We start from the raw sequence: 16,520 nt of genomic DNA, 5'->3' as shown, positions 1-16,520 counted from the left end.
GACGGCCGGCCAGGGAATCCTGATCATTACTGGGAACCTGACAATCAGCGGTAACAGCGCAGGGAGCAATACCGAGGGCAATACTTGGGATGGGATCGTTCTGGTCGGCGGGACATTGACCGGCAACGGCACTCAGACGATCGACGGGGCAATCATGACCGGCCTGAATGTCATCACTGGTGGCACACCTGGCGGCGAATCCGTCGGCAACGGTACCAAGGTCTATCAATACAATTCCTGCTCGATTACCAAAGCCCTCAAGCCGTTCGGCTCGTGGACGCGCCTCGCCAACGCCAAGACCGACAACTACCCCTTCTATTGATCATCCCGCCGCTCGCTACCTGCGAGCGGCGTCCCGTGCATAGACACCCGGCGTTGCAGTCAGGACGCCGAGGTGCCGCACGCCGTTGAGCAGGTAGGCGAGCAGCAGCAGCGCCGAGCCCGCCATGATATAGAGCCGCACCGCCAGCGATGATGCCCCCCCTGAGATCATTCCCTCGATCGTTCCGGCGCTGAGCAGCATCATGATGACCGCTGCGATCATTCGCATCGCCATACGACCCGCGATAACGAGGGCATCACTGCGCGACAGATCGCCCGGGTCGATCACGGCGCGTCCGAGCATCAGCCCGGCGCCGCCGGCGACCCAGATGCTGAAGAGTTCGAGCACGCCGTGGCCGGTGATGAAAGTGAAGAGGTAGCCCAGCAATCCCATGTTGGCGAAGTAGCCGGAGATCGCACCGAGCTCGAGACCGTTGAACCCGACCGCCACCAGCGATCCGACTCCGAACGCAATTCCCCAGGCAAAGCAGGTGAGGGAGACGCGGATGTTGTTCGCGGCGATCGCGACCGCGGCAAATGGCCGGCTGCTCGCCGGAAGCGTCACGTAGCCCTGATGGTGCGCCTCGCGCGCCGCCCCCGCTTCTGCGCGTTCGAGCATGTTGTCGGGAATCAGTTCGGCGGCGAGCGCGGGGCGCTCACGAAGGAGCTGGTAGCCGCCGAGCGCGGGGAGCGCGAAGACGAGGAACGAGATCGCCACGTACCGCCATGACGCGACGATCGCGGCCGGGCATTCTGCGACAAGGAACGTCCCGATGCGGCGCCAGGTCTGGCCTTCGTTGCGGTACAATGCGCTGTGACCCGCCGCGACCAGGCGCTCCAGGTGCGCCAGCGTCTGGGGGTCGGCGCGATAGGTCCGAGCCCGCGCCAGGTCGGCTGCGACCTCGCGATACCGTGCGGCAAAGTCAGGGAGTTCCTGCGCAGTGAGCGCATCGAGGCCGCCGGCGGAGACGCGATCGGCGATCGCCCGGAACTGGTCCCAGCGTGCGGACTTCCGTGCCACCAGCTTGGCAACCACCGGAGCAGATGAAACGCGCCCCCCCGCCGGCGCGCCGGGACCGCGAGCGCCGAAGCGTCCTTCGCGTCGCCGCTGTTCGTCGGCGTGCAGCTCGATGAGGAAGCCAAGATCATCGCCGGACCGGGTCGGAACGCGATCGGCAAAGCGCGCCGCCAGTGACGTGGCGAAGCGTTCGCTCACGGCGGCGGGAAGCGATGGCTCGCGCTCGACGAAGCCGCTGAGCAGAAGAAACTCCTCGTCGGTGAGATTCGGCGTTCCCTCCCCCATCCCCGCCGCTCGTGGCATCGCGGTCGCGGGTGGGGCGGGCCGGTCCACGGATTCGATCACCGGATGATCTCGCACCACCACCGTCCCGGCGACGAGATCGCCGAGACGCTTGGCCCGCGGATGCACCGCGATCAGGACGACACCGATGACCCCGAAGAGGTCGACCGGAAGGAGCAGGTTCCGGGCGGCTGCCTCGGCGAATCCGATGCCGTGGCCCGTTTCGCGGATCACCCGGATTCCCATCCACGCCTTCCCCGGCGTCTGTCCCTGGCGCAGTCCTTCGAAGAAGGTGAAATAGCCCCAGATGATCGCGTAGAAGGTCACGACCATCAGCACAGCGAACCAGATCGAGGTGTGGCGGAAGGCGGTGAAACCGAGGATCGCCACGAAGAGCAGCACTCCGACGATCAGCCAGTCGGCCATGGCGGCGAGGGTACGGCTGCCGATCCCGGCGAGCTCGTAGTCGACGACGACGTGCTCGGGGGTCTCAAGTTCGAGGTGCTGCCGGTAATCGGAGCGCGTCATGCCGGGGATCTGCTCGATTCGGTCGGTGGCCCGAAAGGGGGCCGGGGGTGACGATTCTGCCGATGCACGGTAATGTACGGTCTCTCGCGATACAGATCACTTTGACCGTCAGGAGTCCCGGCAATGGCTGCTCCCGTCCTTCGACCGCTCACCACCGGTGAAGTGCTCGACGTGTCGATCGGGCTCTACCGGTCGCTCTTTGCGCCGCTGGTGATCGTGGCGCTGGTGACACGCGTCGTGCCAACTGTCATGACGATCTATCTGCAGAGCGCCGGCGGGCTGCTGGTACACCCCTGGCTCACCTTGCTGAATCTCTTCCTCACGCTGGCACTCGCGGCGGTGGGCGTCGGGGCGTCGACCTTCATCGTCTCGGGTGCCTACCTCGGCGAAGCGGTGAATGCCGAGCAGGCACTGCAACGGACCGTACCGCTGATCTGGCCGCTGGTGCTGCTTCACATGATGGTCGCGGTCGTGGTGTTCATGGGCCTCGTGCTGTTCATCGTCCCCGGACTCATCTTCCTGGCCGGGCTCTTCGTCTGCTCGGTTGCCCTGGTGCTCGAGCGACCGCTTTCGCCGACCGGCGCGATGAACCGCTCGTGGGAGCTCACCAAGGGATTCCGCGGCAAGGCGCTGCTGGTGGTGCTGACGCTCTTCGTCCTCTTTGGCGTGCCGAGCGCGGTGGTCGTGATGGTGACCGGGATCGTGTCGCTGGCCGGGCCGAAGTCGCCGGTGCTGTTCGGGGTGCTGAACGGCGTGCTGTCGGTCTTCCTCTACCCGTTCGCGTACGTCGCGGTGACGGTCCTCTACTACGATCTTCGGGTGCGCAAGGAAGGGTTCGACCTCGAACTGCTCGGAGCGGCGACCCAGCCCGCATGATGCAGGGCCCCGGGCAGCCGCTCCGCGCGATTCTCGACAGCGTCTTCGCCGCGCCGCGTTACCACTGGGTCACGCGTCCCGACCCGTTCGCGGTGATACGGCACTGGTGGCAGATGCTGACGGTCTGGTTCAACAGCCTCGACGACAAACATCCACTCGGATACGAGTTGCTGATCGCGGCACTGGTGATCATGCTCCTCGGCATCGTGGCGCACAGCGGGTGGATCTTCTTCCAGACGATCCGCCGCGCGGACAACGCAACCATCCCGCACGTCGATCACGGCATCCGGCGCGACCAGGAGTGGTATCGCCGCGAAGCCGACCGTCTCGCCGACCACGGGCACTTCGCCGAGGCGATGCAGGCAGACTTCCTGGCACTGGTGCTGGCGCTCGACGCACGGCAGGCGCTGCGGTTCCACCCGAGCAAGACCCCCGCCGAATACGCACAGGAATGGCGCATCGCGTCGACGCGTGATGAATTCCGCGAGCTGGTCGGGCGACTGTACGGATATGCCTTTGCCCGCTGGCCGTGCGGGCCGGCAGACTTTGTCGAGTGGCGCACACGTTCGATGCCGGATCGCTATGCGCCAGCGCACTGAGATTCTCGTCGGATTTGCCGCGCTGATCGGTCTGGGGGTCGTCGCGGGATTGGCCGGCAGGTCGGGCCCCGAGGCAACTTCGACGGCGCTTCGGCCATCGACATTCGTCTCGACGCCGGGCGGGGCCGAAGGGCTGCTTGACGCGTTGAAGCGGATGGGAATTCCGATTCGGCGCTGGCGCGAACGTCCGGTGCAGTTGAGATCGTATGCGGCCGTGCCACGGCAGATCTTCGTGGTACTCGAGCCCGATGCGCCGATCTCACCGCCGGAACTGCCGCAATTCTCCAGATACAGCGCCACCAGCGACATGCTGATCGCGGGGCGCACGGCGAGTGACCTGATGCGTTGCTTCGGCTATCGCGTCGAATGGCATCCGTTCGATTCGATCCGCGTCACCGGCACGTATGACCGCATGCCGCGAGTCAGTGCCACACTTGCGGCCACCAGCGAGAAGGCCTTTGCCGACACCACTCGGGTCTTTGACGTGGGCCGGATGGAATGCGCGGTCCCGGCGTTCCGGTCGGCCACCACGCTCCTCAATTCGACGCGCGGCCCGGTGATGGTCGAACTGGTTCGTGCCGACAATGGCCACCGTATCCTGCTCGCTGCCGATGCTGGTCTCTTCACCAACAGTGCGCTCCGCTCCACCGATGCCGGGATCTTCGTCCTGGAATTGTTTGCGGGGCGGTACGACCGGGTGACATTCGACGAATACCATCACGGCTACGGCGCGACCGGGTCGCTCGCGGGTGCCACGCTCGATTGGAGCCTCGGCTCGCCGTGGGGATGGATGATCTGGCAACTTGCGGCGGTGGGCGTGCTGGCGCTGCTCTTCGGTGCGGTGCGCTTCGGCGCGCCGGTCCCGGGAGTCGAGCGGATCCGTCGATCACCGCTCGAGCACGTGCGCGCCCTCGCCACCGCACTCTCCGCGGCGCACGGCCACGACGAGGCGATCGCGGCGATGATCCAGGGACTCCGGCGGCGGCTCGCTCCGCCGGCACTTCGCGCGCGCGGCGACTGGCGCGCGTGGCTCGACCAGTTGATGCATCGATCACGATCCGCAGGCGACCAGAGGATTGTGGCGCACCTGCAGACTCTTGCGGAACCGGGACAGCCGTCGTCGAGCGTCCTGGAAGCCGCCAACGCCGTGGAGGACCTGTGGCAGACGTTGCACCATTGACGCACGACGAAGCACGCACTCACGCCGACGCGGCGGAACGGATCGTCGCGGAACTCGAACGCGTGGTGCTGGGACAGCACGGCGTGGTGCGCGAGACGCTGCTGGCACTCCTCGCGCGAGGCCACGTGTTGCTGGAGGGACCGCCGGGGACGGCAAAGACGCTGCTGGTCCGGTCGCTCAATCGTGCGCTGGGACTGGCATTTCGCCGGATCCAGTTCACTCCGGACCTCATGCCGTCAGACATCACCGGCGTGAGCGTCCTCGGTGGCCCCGACGCGTTCACCTTCCGTGAGGGACCGCTCTTCGCCGATCTCATCCTGGCCGATGAAATCAATCGCGCCCCGGCCAAGACGCAGGCGGCGCTCCTGGAGGCGATGGAAGAACGGAGCGTGACGGTCGACGGCGTGAGCCACCCGATGAGCTCCTCCTTCACGGTCTTCGCCACACAGAATCCGATCGAATTCGAAGGGACCTATCCACTCCCCGAGGCGGAACTCGATCGATTCCTGGTGAAGAGTACGCTTTCCTATCCCGATGCCGCGGCGGAGGGAGGGATCCTCGAGCGTGTCCTCGGCGGCTTCGAATCGGCGGAGGCCGGGACGTTCGGGATCTCGCAGGTCATCGATGCGGCGGGACTCGCGGCGATGCGCCATGCAGTGCGACGGGTGCGAGTCGAGGAGGCGCTGGTGCAGTACATCACGGCAGTGGTCCGCGCGACGCGTGACGCTCCCGCGCTCACGCTTGGCGCCTCGCCGCGCGCGAGTGTGGCGCTGCTGAAGATGGCGCAGGCATCGGCGCTGATCGACGGCCGCGAGTATGTCGTGCCCGACGATGTGAAATCCCTGGCGAAGCCGGTGCTCCGCCACCGCGTCATCGTGGCACCGGAGCTCGAACTCGAAGGGGTCGCGGCGGACGACGCCCTCGGCACCCTGATCGAACGGATCGAGGCGCCGCGCGGATGATCATCCCGTCGCGGCGCTGGTACGTCGTGGCCGCGGGCCTCTCGGTTCTCGCGCTGCTGGCGTTGATCGACTCCCGCCTCGCCGCGGTGGTGCTCTGTGCTGACATCGCATGGGTGGTGGCGCTCCTGGTCGACTGGTGGCGGATCGCGTCGATCGATCTGCGCGAGTATCCGGTGCGCCGCGAAGCACCGCCGGCGTTCTCCGCGGGCCGCCCGCTCCCCGTCCGATATCACTGGGGGAATCCCTGGCCGCATCCGGTGACGCTGCGAGTGCGCGAACCGCTGCCGGTGATGCTGCGCGCGGCGACCGCCCGCGAACGAACAGTGCACCTCGGCGTCAACCGCGACACCATCGATGACCAGGAGATCATGCCGCTCCGGCGCGGCAAGGCGACCACCGGATCGTTGCACCTTCGCGTGCGCGGCCCGTGGGGACTCGCGTGGCGGCAAGGGAGGCGCGAACTACCGTGGGAAGTCACGGTCTATCCCGCCCTGCGAACCGCGGCGTTGCGGGCGTTGCCAACCCAGCTGCAACGGCGCCGCGAGGCGGGGTGGCGCAATCTGCGGCGCCTCGGCGAGGGCCGCGTCTTCGAAAGCCTGACCGAATGGGTGCCCGGCGACGAGACGCGCTCGATCGACTGGAAGGCGACGGCGCGCCGCGGCAAACTGATGACGCGGCAATACGAGGAGGAACGCCGCCAGCAGGTGATGATCGTGATCGACGCGGGGAGAATGCTCACGGCGGAAAGCGGCGGCCGGTCGCGCCTTGACGCGGCAATCGACGCGGCGCTTGAGCTGGCCCACAGCGCGCTGCGTCACGACGACAATGTGGGGTTGCTGGTGTTCGCGGATGCGATCCTCGCCTACGTCCCTCCTCAACGCGGCCGCCGGGTGATGCGCCTCCTCCTCGATGCGCTTGCGGCGATCGACGGCCGGCTGGTCGAACCCGACTATCCGGCGGCGTTCGCGTATCTCGCGGCGCGCAACAGGAAACGCGCGCTGACGGTGATCTTCACCGACGTAATCGATCGCACCGCGAGCGATGCACTGCTTGCCCAGGCGTCGTCGCTGCGGCCGCGACACCTGCCGCTGGCCGTGACGCTCCGAGATCCGGCGCTCGAGGCGATGGCAACGGCGCGCCCGGCAACGACGACCGCAGCGTTTGACCGGGCGGCGGCGGAAGAGCTCCTCGCGGCCCGGGAGGCGGCGCTCAGCGACCTGCGGTCGCGCGGCGTGATGGTGCTCGACGTCCTCCCGGACGGAGCGGCGCGCGCGGTGGTCGATCAGTATGAACGGCTGAAGCGCAAAGCGCTGGTGTAGGCCTAGCCGTCGGTCGCGCGCCGCTGGGCATCGTAGATGAACTCGCGACACCGCCCGGCGACCACTTCGAGCTCGACGATCTGCCGTGCCTCACCGGTCTCCATCGCGACCCTCGCCACTGCCACGGCGACGCGCGGCGCCACGGCGTAGTCCATCGCCTTGGGAATGATGAACTCCGGTGCGAGTTCCGCATCCGCGACGCTCGACGCGATGGCGTGCGCGGCGGCGACCTTCATTGGATCGGTGATGTTGCGCGCCCGGGTGTCGAGGGCGCCGCGGAAGATTCCGGGGAACGCCAGTGAATTGTTGATCTGGTTGGGGAGGTCGCTGCGGCCGGTGGCGCAGATCGCGGCGCCCGCCGCACGCGCTTCGTCGGGAAAGATCTCCGGCGTCGGATTGGCCAGGGCGAAGACGACGGGATCCTTGTTCATCGACCGCACCATCTCCTGCGTCGCAGCACCCGCCACCGAGAGCCCGATGAAGAGATCGCGCCCGCGCATCGCATCGGCGAGGGTGCCACGCACGTCATCGCCGTTGGTGATCTCCGCCATCGCCGCCTTCATCGAATTCATGCCGCGAGTCCGGCCGCGGTAGATCGTTCCCGATGTGTCGCAGAGAATCAGGTCACCGATCCCGACGCTGATCAGCAGCTTGCTCACGGCGACCGCGCTCGCTCCCGCGCCGTTGACGACGATGCGGAGATCCTTGAGGTGGCGGCCGGTCAGCCGGCAGGCGTTCATCACCCCCGCCAGCACCACCACCGCGGTGCCGTGCTGATCGTCGTGGAAGATCGGAATGCTGGTCTCGCGCTTGAGCCGTTCCTCGATCTCGAAACAGCGCGGGGCGGATATGTCTTCGAGATTGACGCCGCCGAACGTCGGCTCGAGACGCTTGACGATCTCGACGATTTCATCGGCGTCCTGCGTGGCGATGCAGATCGGAAACGCCTCCACGCCGGCAAAGGTGTGGAACAGCACCGACTTTCCCTCCATCACCGGCATCGCGGCGCGCGCGCCGATGTTGCCGAGGCCGAGCACTGCGGAACCGTCCGACACGACGGCGACAAGATTCCGCTTGATGGTGTATTCGTGGACCCAGTCGGGATGGCGAGCGATGTGCGCCGCGGGTTCGACCGCGCCGGGCGGCAGGTAGAAGAGCGACAGGATGTGTTCGTCGGTGATCGGCACCTTGCTCTTGATCTCGAGCGCGCCCTGATATCGTCGATGCAGATCCACCGATTGCTCCGCGTACGACGCCGATTCATCGACCGTGGCGGGCGGGATCGGGAACCGGCCGTCGCGGATGAACGCGCGGGTCCGGTCGGCAATCGCCGCGGGATCGGCGCTCACCTTGGCCACGTCGGTGGCGATCGCCGCCTGGGCCACCGCCTGGGCAATCGCAGGCGCCACGCGATAGTCGAGGACGCTCGGCATGATGCAATCGTGCGAGAGCTCGTCTTCGGACACCGTGCCGGCGAGCGCATGCGCCGCCGCGATGAGCATCGCGTCGTTGACCTTCCGTGCACGCACGTCGAGCAGGCCGCGGAAGAGTCCCGGGAAGACCGACGCAATGTCCATCTGGTTGGCGAATTCGGATTGCGCGGTGGCGATGACGGCGGCCCCGGCCGCACGCGCGGCGGCGGGATCGATTTCCGGCGGCCCCGCAAAGGCGAAGATGATCGGGCGGGCCGCCATGCTGCGCACCATCTCGGGAGTGACGACATCACCGACCGAGAAGCCGATGAAGAGATCGGCGCCGCGCATCACCTCCGCGAGGTTGCCGCGGATCCGATCGGGATTGGTCTTCTTGGCGAGTTCCCATTTGGCCCAGTGCATCGTGTGGGGACGGTACGGGAAGAGCGAACCGTGCCGGTCACAGACGATGATGTTGCGGACCCCGATCTTGAGCAGGATCTCGGCGGTGCCGATTCCGGCTGCACCGCTCCCGTTGATCACCACCTTGATCGCTTCGGGCTGCTTGTCGACCACCTTCAACGCGTTGAGCACGCCGGCGAGCACACCGACCGCCACCGCTTCGCGGTGATTGTTGACGACGGGGATGTTCATCGCGCGCTGCAACTCTTCACCGATCGTCAGGCACGCGGGGGCCACGATATCCTCGAGGCAGATCCCGCCGAACGTCGGCCCGAGTGCGATGACCGTCTCGACGATCTCGCTGATGTCGTGGGTGCCAAGACAGATCGGCAGCGCGTCGACGCCGGCGAACGTCTTGAAGATGACGCTCTTCCCTTCCATCACCGGGAGAATCGCCTCGGGACCGACCTGCCCCAGCCCGAACGCCGATGAGCCGTCGGAGACGATCGCGACCGTGTTGCCGCGCATCGTCTGCGCGAACGATTCGACCGGGCGGGCCGTGATGTCGAGACATGGTTGCGCCACACCCGGCGTGTACACGGTGCTGAGGACGCTGGCGTCGGCGATTCGAACCTTGGATGCGACGCCGATCAGGCCGGCGTGCTGCTGGCGGTACCGCATGGCATCGCTGAGCGGCGGCTCAGCGACCGGTTGGTTGGGGTCGGGCATTCGTGCTGGAACTCGAAGAAAAGGTCTGACCTAAGATGGCGACGTCGGAGGCGAATCCCGAGGGGCCCTCCGCGCTAATGCCTGGCGGCCGCCGAGTCTGCCGCGGCGATGCGATCGTGTTCGGTGCGAAACGCCACGGCCTTGTCGTGCAGGCCGAGCGAATCGTACGTCTTGGCGAGATCGCTGCGCGCGGCCTGCAGGAACGAGACGCCCGGCTTCATCGACTTCGACAGCAGCCGATACCCCGCCAGCGTTTCCTGTTCAGCCAGGGCGAAGCGCCGCTCGTGGAGGAGGGTCCGGCCGAGCTTGATGTGGGTGATGCCGACGTTGACGTGGTCGGGCGCAAGGGTCGTGGCGTAGAGTGCCAGAGCGTCTCGATAGAGCGGCTCGGCATCGGCGTAGCGTTGTTCGTCGAGATAGACGCTGGCGAGGTTCGACTCGGCGATGCCGATGAGATAATGCTTGCCGTGATACACCGCCTTGTAGATGTCGACGATCCGCTTGAAATACCCTTCGGCTTCGTCGTAGTGGTTCTGCTGCAGCGCCACACCACCGAGTTCGTTGAGCACCGCGGCCACGTGCGGATGGACCGGGCCGTACACGTGCTCCTGAATGACCAGCGCTTGCTGCAACAGGGCGACGGCCGCGGGGAAGTGGCTCTCGAATTCCAGGGCACGGCCGAGCGCAGTGAGTGCAGATGCGGTTTCCGGATGATCCGCGCCATACCACGCCTGGGTGATCGCGAGCGACTGCCGGTAGAACGACTCGGATTCCGGGTAATGTCCGAGATTGAACTGGATGTCGCCGAGATTGGTGAGGGCGGTCGCCACCAGGGGGTGGCGGTCGCCGTAAAGCGCGCGGTCAACCGCAAGGACGCGATGATCGAGCGAGTCCGCGACGGTATAGTGCCCGGCAAAGAAGTGGGTGTTGGCAAGGTCGGTGAGGGTCGTGGCGAGATCGGCAGATGCCGAGTCCTGCGGCGCAAACGTTCTCGCCGCCTCCTCGAGGAAAGGAATCGCGGCGGGATAGTTCCCTCGTTCCTCGAGCACCTTTCCGAGGGCGGCCTTGCCGCGCGCGATCGCCGGGTCGCCAGCGGGAAGGGCGCGCGTATCGATCGCAATCCCCTGTCGCACCAGCCTCTCGGCCTCATCGTATCTCGCCTGATCCACACGCAGCAGCCCGAGCGCCACGAGATCATCGGCGACCGCCGGATCCGCGTCGCCGACCAGTCGGTGCTCGATGGTGAGCGCCGCATTCAGCAGCGAATCGGCGCGATCGAGCTTCCCCAGTTTGCCGTAGAGTGTGCCGAGGGTTTGCGCCAGCTCGGCCTGCACCGCGGGCTCACGATCGAGCGCCCGCGCCTGCTGCACGCCGCGGTCGAGCAATGTCACCACGCGCAGCGAATCGGACGGGGCAACGGCGTCATCGCCACCCTGGAAGAGGTTGACCATGAACCGCTCGATCCGCTGCGTGCGCGCCGTTTCCATCACAGCGGCGGTGCGGGCTCGAGCGAGACGGATGGTGTAGAACGTCGCCATCACGACGATGCCGAGTCCGGTCACTCCCGCCACCAGGACGCTCTTCCAGCGGCGCCGGACAAACTTCGTGGCGCGATAGCCGAGTGTATCGGGACGCGCGTCGAGCGGCTCGCCGGCGAGGTAGTGATCGATGTCGCGGATCAGTGCCTCGACCGAGCGATAACGTCGCGCGGGATCGCGATGCATCGCCGTGAGACAAAGCACATCGAGATCAGCCCACTCGCGCCTCGGCACCGCCGGCGCCCCGTTATGACCGGTCGCGGCGGCAGAAGGACGCTCTGCGGTACGGTCGGAGATGATTGCGGCCGCTTCGTCCGCGGTGCGACCTGCAAGGTCGAACGGCAGCCGCCCGGAGAGCAGCTGGTAGAGAATCACGCCGAGCGAGTAGACGTCGGTGTGAATGCCGATCGGACCGGCGCGGAGCTGTTCCGGCGCGGCATAGGCCGGGGTGAGAAGCGGCGCCGTGCGCGTCTGCTCGACCGGCCGGTCGATCCGTTCGAGCTGCTTGGCGATGCCGAAATCCAGCAGCTTGATCGCGCCGCCGCTGGTGACGAGGATGTTCGACGGCTTGAGGTCGCGATGAATGACCGCGTGCAGATGGGCGTGCTGGACCGCTTCACAGACGGCACGGAAGAGTTGCAGCCGTTCGGTCACCGTCGCGTGGCGCTCTTCGCAGTACGCCGTGAGCGACCTCCCTTCCACGTACTCCATCACGAACCACGGCGTCCCATCGGCGAGCGTGTCGGCGTCGTACAGCTGGGCGATGGCGGGGTGATGCAATTGCGCCAGGGTCCGCTGCTCCAGCGCAAATCGTTCACGACGCGCCGGCGAAAGCCAGGCGTCGCGCAGGAACTTGATCGCCGCGAAGGTGTCGAGATCGTCCCGGCGGGCGAGATAGACGACGCCCATCCCGCCTTCGCCGAGGAGGCGGACGATCCGGTAGGGTCCCACGGCGTCCGGTGGATCAACATCTCTGCGACCGATCATTTCGCCGGCGATCGCCCCGACGCCGCGATCGAGCAGCAGGTCTTCGCGGGCATCCTCCTGCAGCAGCGCCGTGACTTCGTCGACGAGTGAGCGATCGCCGCCGGACTGAGCATCGAGAAACGCCTCACGCTCCGGCGCGGGGAGACTCAGCGCTTCGTGGAAGAGCGCCTGAACGCGTGCCCATCGCGCCGCATCCATCACGCGGTCCGCAGTTCGCGCGCGAGCCACGCGCGAGCGGCGCGCCAGTCGCGCAGCACCGTCGCCTCGGAGACACCGAGCAGGTCGGCGGTGGACCGGACATCGAGGCCGCCGAAGAAGCGGCTCTCGACCATCGCCGCCTGGCGTGGCTCGATGGCCGCCAGGGTATCCAGCGCGGCGTCAAGGGCGAGCAGTTCATCGGCGCCGCGATCCGGCGCGCCGAGTGAGTCGTCGAAGGTGACGAAGACAGCATCGCTCCCGCCGCGCTTGCGTGCTGTTCGGCGGCGGGCAGCTTCGACCAGGACTTGCCGCATCGCGCGCGCGGCGATGCGCTTGAAGTGCAGCGGCGACGTCGCGGCGATCTCGGGCGAGCGCGACAGCTTGAGCCACGCCTCGTTGACCAGCGCGGTCGGCGTGAGCGATGCGTCGGGGTCGTCGCGGCGGATAGCCGATGCAAGCCGACGAAGTTCTTCGTATGCGAGGGAAAAGACCCGATCGAGCGTTTCCCGATCACGGATTATCACGCCGGGGTTCCCGGGGTCGAGCCGGTGCTCCGCGCGATCGCCGGGTACTTCCATGGCGCGAATCCGTGACTGGAGACCAGGGGGAGATGGCGAGCCGTCGGACAGGAGGTACTCGCCGCAGAATGGCTGAGGGGATTCTACGGTGAATCCGGATCAATGCAAGCGACGCGACGGTATCGTTGCACTTGAATTGCCGAGCACTTCCCTGCGGTAACGGGGGCAGGTTTATTGCCTTCATCTCGCGCATCGAATCGAGGACGACATCGTTGGCTGACCGGGTGCAACTGCTGGTGGGACGGGCCGTTGAATGGCTCAACGAACTCCGGCGCCGGGAAGCCCAGCTCGCGCTGGTCCTGAGCCTGGTGATCGGCGTCGTCGTGGGGCTCGTCGTGGTGGCGTTCATCCTGCTCACCGGGCGGCTCGCCGGGCATCTCTATCCGCCCGGTGGCCTCGGCAGACGACGGATCCTCGTGCCGGTCGCCGGTTCCCTGCTGAGCGGCTTCTTCCTCTACCGATACTTCCCGAACGCCCGCGGGAGCGGCATTCCGCAAACGAAGGCCGCGCTCTACATCCATGACGGACGCATCACGTTACGGACGGTACTCGGGAAGTTCTTCTGCTGCACGACTTCGCTCGCCAGCGGCATTGCACTCGGCCGGGAAGGGCCGTCGGTGCAGATCGGCGCGGGAATCGCATCGGTCATGGCGCGAAAGCTGAAGCTCAGCACCGACCAGGTTCGGGCGCTGATCCCGGTCGGTGGCGCTGCCGCACTGGCCGCGGCGTTCAACACGCCGATCGCCGCCGTGCTCTTCTCCCTCGAGGAAATCGTCGGCAACCTGCACGCACCGGTGCTGGGCTCCGTGGTGATTGCGTCCGCCACATCGTGGATCACGCTGCACCTGCTTCTCGGCGACGAGCCGCTCTTTCATGTCGCTCCATATCAGCTGGTCAGCGCCGGCGAGTTCATTGCCTATGCAGCGCTCGGTGTCGCGTGCGGCGTGGCATCGGCGGCGTTCTGCAGGCTACTGCTCGGCTTGCGCCGCCGCTTCCTCCGGCTTCCGGTCGGCACCCGCTGGTGGCAACCAGTGGTTGGGGGGTTCACGGTCGGCGCGATGGGTTTCTTCCTCCCCGACGTCCTGGGCGTCGGCTACCCGGTGGTGGAACGGGTCCTGGGCGGGAGCATGATCCTCCAGACGCTGGTGATCCTGGCGGTGCTCAAGATCATCGCCACGGCGGTCTGTTACGCATCGGGGAATGCCGGCGGGATCTTCGGTCCGGCGCTGTTCATCGGTGCAATGGTGGGTGGAGCGGTCGGGCACCTGGCGCACGCAGTGGCGCCGCTGCACACGGCGGGGGCCGGCGCCTATGCCCTGGTGGGAATGGGGGCGGTGTTTGCCGGGATCGTCCGCACGCCGTTGACGTCGGTGATCATGGTGTTCGAGATGACCCGCGACTATTCGATCATCGTCCCGCTGATGATCTCCAACTTGATCGCCTTCTTCATCTCGCACCGGCTCCAACGCGTGCCGATTTACGAAGCGCTCGCGCATCAGGATGGGATTCATCTTCCCACCGGTGGGTATCAAACGCCCAGCCGTCATCTGCGCGTCAGTGCCGCCATGACGATTCCGCCGGAGGGATGGCAACCGTCCCGCCCGCCAAGCGAAGCCCATGTGCACGCCGATCACGGTCTGGACGTGGTGCTGCGACGGATGGGCGAAGCGCACATGGACGCACTTCCCGTCGTGAGCCGCGATGACATTGATCACGTGATCGGCGTCATCACCCTTGCGGCGGTGCTTCGCGCCTACGGCGTCGACGGTACGCCGACGCCGTAGCTACTCCTCCTTCGCCTCGATCGCGGCCGCCAGTGGGCGGCGCAGCCAGAAGAAGAAGATCGCCGCAGCGAGCTGGAACGTGATGCCGAAGATCACCAGCGCCGGGCGGGACCTGCTGTATAGAAATCCCATCACCACGCTGCCGAGGAACCACATCACCCCGTACACGCCGTTGAATGCACCGAACGCGCCGCCGCGCTTGTTCATCGATACCACCTGCGCAATCCCCGATCGCAGCGACGCATCCTGGACGCCGAGTCCGATCCCCCAGCACGCCACGCCAGCGGCGACGGCGAACGGACCGCCGAGAAAGCCGAGGGGGAGCGAGAAGAGCGAGACGAGGATGCCGCCGGCGAGAATGATGATGCCGTGCCGGTCAAAGAGCCGCCCAAAGAGCAACGCAGCCGCACCGTTCACACCCATCGCGCCGGCGTAGAGGAGCGGAATCACTTCGGGCTTCACCACGCCGGTGCTCTGCAAGTGGTATGACAGCAACGGGAAATCGATGAACCCGCAGGCGAGGACGCCCGCGGCGATGATGTAGAGCCAGAAGACGCGCGGCAGATCCTGCGACGCAGGCACACGTGGTGGCGTGCCCTTGTTGGGATGCACCGAACGCGCCAGGACGATCATGATCAACGTCAGCGCCGCCGGAATCGCCAGCGGAAGGAACGCCGGGCCGAACCGCCGCCAGTGCGCGACGGCAGCGACCATCAGCAGCGGACCGATCACCGCACCGGTCTGGTCCATCGCTGCGTGCAGTCCGAATCCCCAGCCATGTCCCACTTCATTGGTCGCTTCGGAGAGGAGCACATCGCGTGCGGGACCGCGCAACGCCTTTCCGGTCCGCTCGGTGACGATGAGCAGTGCCGCCGCCTGCCAGGTGCCGACGAACGCCAGCGCCGGGATCACGAACAGGTTGAGGGTGTATCCGGCGATCACGATTGGCCAGTACGCCCGTGTGCGATCCGCCAGTTTGCCCGAGAAGAACCGGAGTGACGCGGCGAACATCTCGCCCAGCCCGGCGATGAAACCGACCTCGATCGCCGTCGCACCCAGCCCCTTGAGGAACGGTCCGGTGATGCTGTAGGCGCCCTCGTAGGTCATGTCGGCAAAGAGCGACACGAACCCGAGGCAGATGATGAACCTCATCGCCGACGCACGGGCACTCTGCTTGTCGCTCACGCGTGGCCCTCGGAAAGCGTTTCGATCACGGAGAGGACGCCGAGAATGATGAGCGCCGAAACGCCGGCGACTCGAATCATCCTGGGGGAGAGATGGGCGTCGATCCAGCGACGCGCCCCGGCCCCGATCGACGCGGCGAGCGCGCCCTTGGTGACCATCGCGGCGACGGCACCGGCCCAGACGATGAAGGGCGAAGGAAATCGCGCCGCCATCGTCGCGGCGGTGATCTGGCCGACATCACCCCACTCGGAGAAGAAGATCGTGGCGAAGGAGACCCCGGTTGCACGCCCCGGATGAGATTTCTCCTTGGCCGCATCACGCGCGGCGCGCTGTTCGCGGGTCACCGGCTTCTTCCACAGGATGATTGCCACGCCGACAAACGAGAGGGAGGTCAGTCCCGCGACCAGCAGCGGGGGCAAATGGGAAATCACTTTCCCGAACATCACCGCGACAGCCATTTTGGCCATGAATGCGATGGTGACGCCGACAACGATCGGCGCCGGTCGATATCGAGTCGCCAGGACGCCGGTGGTATAGAGGAGCTTGTCGCCGACGATCTCGGCCACAAAGACAGCCCCGTACGTTGCGAAGAAGAGCCCGAGCACTATCGCCCCCTCTGGTG

Annotated in this window: 13 protein-coding genes; 7 read left to right on the top strand and 6 right to left on the bottom strand. The window is 66.5% G+C overall.

Annotated features, from left to right (window positions below; translation table 11 throughout):
- A partial coding sequence (locus VGM20_01430) for a hypothetical protein (protein HEY4099520.1) occupies positions 1-322 on the top strand: 322 nt, incomplete at its 5' end.
- A 15-nt stretch (positions 323-337) separates the two neighbouring features.
- Here the strand turns inward: VGM20_01430 and VGM20_01425 are convergent.
- Positions 338-2,149, bottom strand: a complete 1,812-nt coding sequence (locus VGM20_01425; protein HEY4099519.1) for a stage II sporulation protein M — start codon at positions 2,147-2,149, stop codon at positions 338-340.
- Positions 2,150-2,272: 123 nt separating this feature from the next.
- Between VGM20_01425 and VGM20_01420 the strand changes: the two genes are divergently transcribed.
- From VGM20_01420 to VGM20_01400, 5 genes are read left to right on the top strand one after another with little or no spacing between them, the layout of a single operon-like run.
- Positions 2,273-3,025: a hypothetical protein gene (locus VGM20_01420; GenBank protein ID HEY4099518.1), complete on the top strand. Its 753-nt coding sequence runs from the start codon at positions 2,273-2,275 to the stop codon at positions 3,023-3,025.
- A complete protein-coding gene (locus VGM20_01415; protein HEY4099517.1) occupies positions 3,022-3,624 on the top strand; it encodes a hypothetical protein in 603 nt (200 codons plus the stop codon). Before VGM20_01420 ends, VGM20_01415 begins: the two co-directional genes overlap by 4 nt.
- Positions 3,608-4,804, top strand: a complete 1,197-nt coding sequence (locus VGM20_01410) for a hypothetical protein (protein ID HEY4099516.1) — start codon at positions 3,608-3,610, stop codon at positions 4,802-4,804. Before VGM20_01415 ends, VGM20_01410 begins: the two co-directional genes overlap by 17 nt.
- A complete protein-coding gene (locus VGM20_01405) occupies positions 4,783-5,766 on the top strand; it encodes a MoxR family ATPase (GenBank protein HEY4099515.1) in 984 nt (327 codons plus the stop codon). Before VGM20_01410 ends, VGM20_01405 begins: the two co-directional genes overlap by 22 nt.
- The gene (locus VGM20_01400; protein HEY4099514.1) at positions 5,763-7,085 is read left to right on the top strand and encodes a DUF58 domain-containing protein; all 1,323 of its coding nucleotides are present in this window, start codon (positions 5,763-5,765) and stop codon (positions 7,083-7,085) included. Before VGM20_01405 ends, VGM20_01400 begins: the two co-directional genes overlap by 4 nt.
- Before the next feature lie 2 nt (positions 7,086-7,087).
- Here VGM20_01400 and VGM20_01395 read toward each other — a convergent pair whose 3' ends face one another.
- The 3 genes from VGM20_01395 to VGM20_01385 all read right to left on the bottom strand — a co-directional run bounded on the left by VGM20_01395 (position 7,088) and on the right by VGM20_01385 (position 12,929).
- The gene (locus VGM20_01395) at positions 7,088-9,628 is read right to left on the bottom strand and encodes a malic enzyme-like NAD(P)-binding protein (protein HEY4099513.1); all 2,541 of its coding nucleotides are present in this window, start codon (positions 9,626-9,628) and stop codon (positions 7,088-7,090) included.
- 74 nt (positions 9,629-9,702) lie between these two features.
- Complete coding sequence (locus tag VGM20_01390) at positions 9,703-12,351, bottom strand: serine/threonine-protein kinase (protein HEY4099512.1); 2,649 nt, start codon at positions 12,349-12,351, stop codon at positions 9,703-9,705.
- Positions 12,351-12,929 carry an ECF-type sigma factor gene (locus tag VGM20_01385; GenBank protein ID HEY4099511.1) on the bottom strand — a complete coding sequence of 193 codons (579 nt, stop codon included), beginning with the start codon at positions 12,927-12,929 and terminating at the stop codon, positions 12,351-12,353. The genes VGM20_01390 and VGM20_01385 overlap by 1 nt, the downstream gene beginning before the upstream one ends.
- Before the next feature lie 212 nt (positions 12,930-13,141).
- Between VGM20_01385 and VGM20_01380 the strand changes: the two genes are divergently transcribed.
- The gene (locus VGM20_01380; GenBank protein HEY4099510.1) at positions 13,142-14,713 is read left to right on the top strand and encodes a chloride channel protein; all 1,572 of its coding nucleotides are present in this window, start codon (positions 13,142-13,144) and stop codon (positions 14,711-14,713) included.
- On the opposite strand, the gene VGM20_01375 is transcribed toward VGM20_01380, so the two are convergent.
- Complete coding sequence (locus tag VGM20_01375) at positions 14,714-15,898, bottom strand: MFS transporter (GenBank protein HEY4099509.1); 1,185 nt, start codon at positions 15,896-15,898, stop codon at positions 14,714-14,716.
- On the bottom strand, positions 15,895-16,503 hold the full coding sequence (locus VGM20_01370) for a TMEM165/GDT1 family protein (GenBank protein HEY4099508.1): 609 nt from the start codon (positions 16,501-16,503) through the stop codon (positions 15,895-15,897). Before VGM20_01370 ends, VGM20_01375 begins: the two co-directional genes overlap by 4 nt.
- Between the last annotated feature and the right edge of the window lie 17 nt (positions 16,504-16,520).

Source organism: Gemmatimonadales bacterium (assembly GCA_036500345.1).
Classification (GTDB): Bacteria; Gemmatimonadota; Gemmatimonadetes; order Gemmatimonadales; family GWC2-71-9; genus Palsa-1233.
This window is presented reverse-complemented; position numbering and strand designations above follow the sequence as displayed.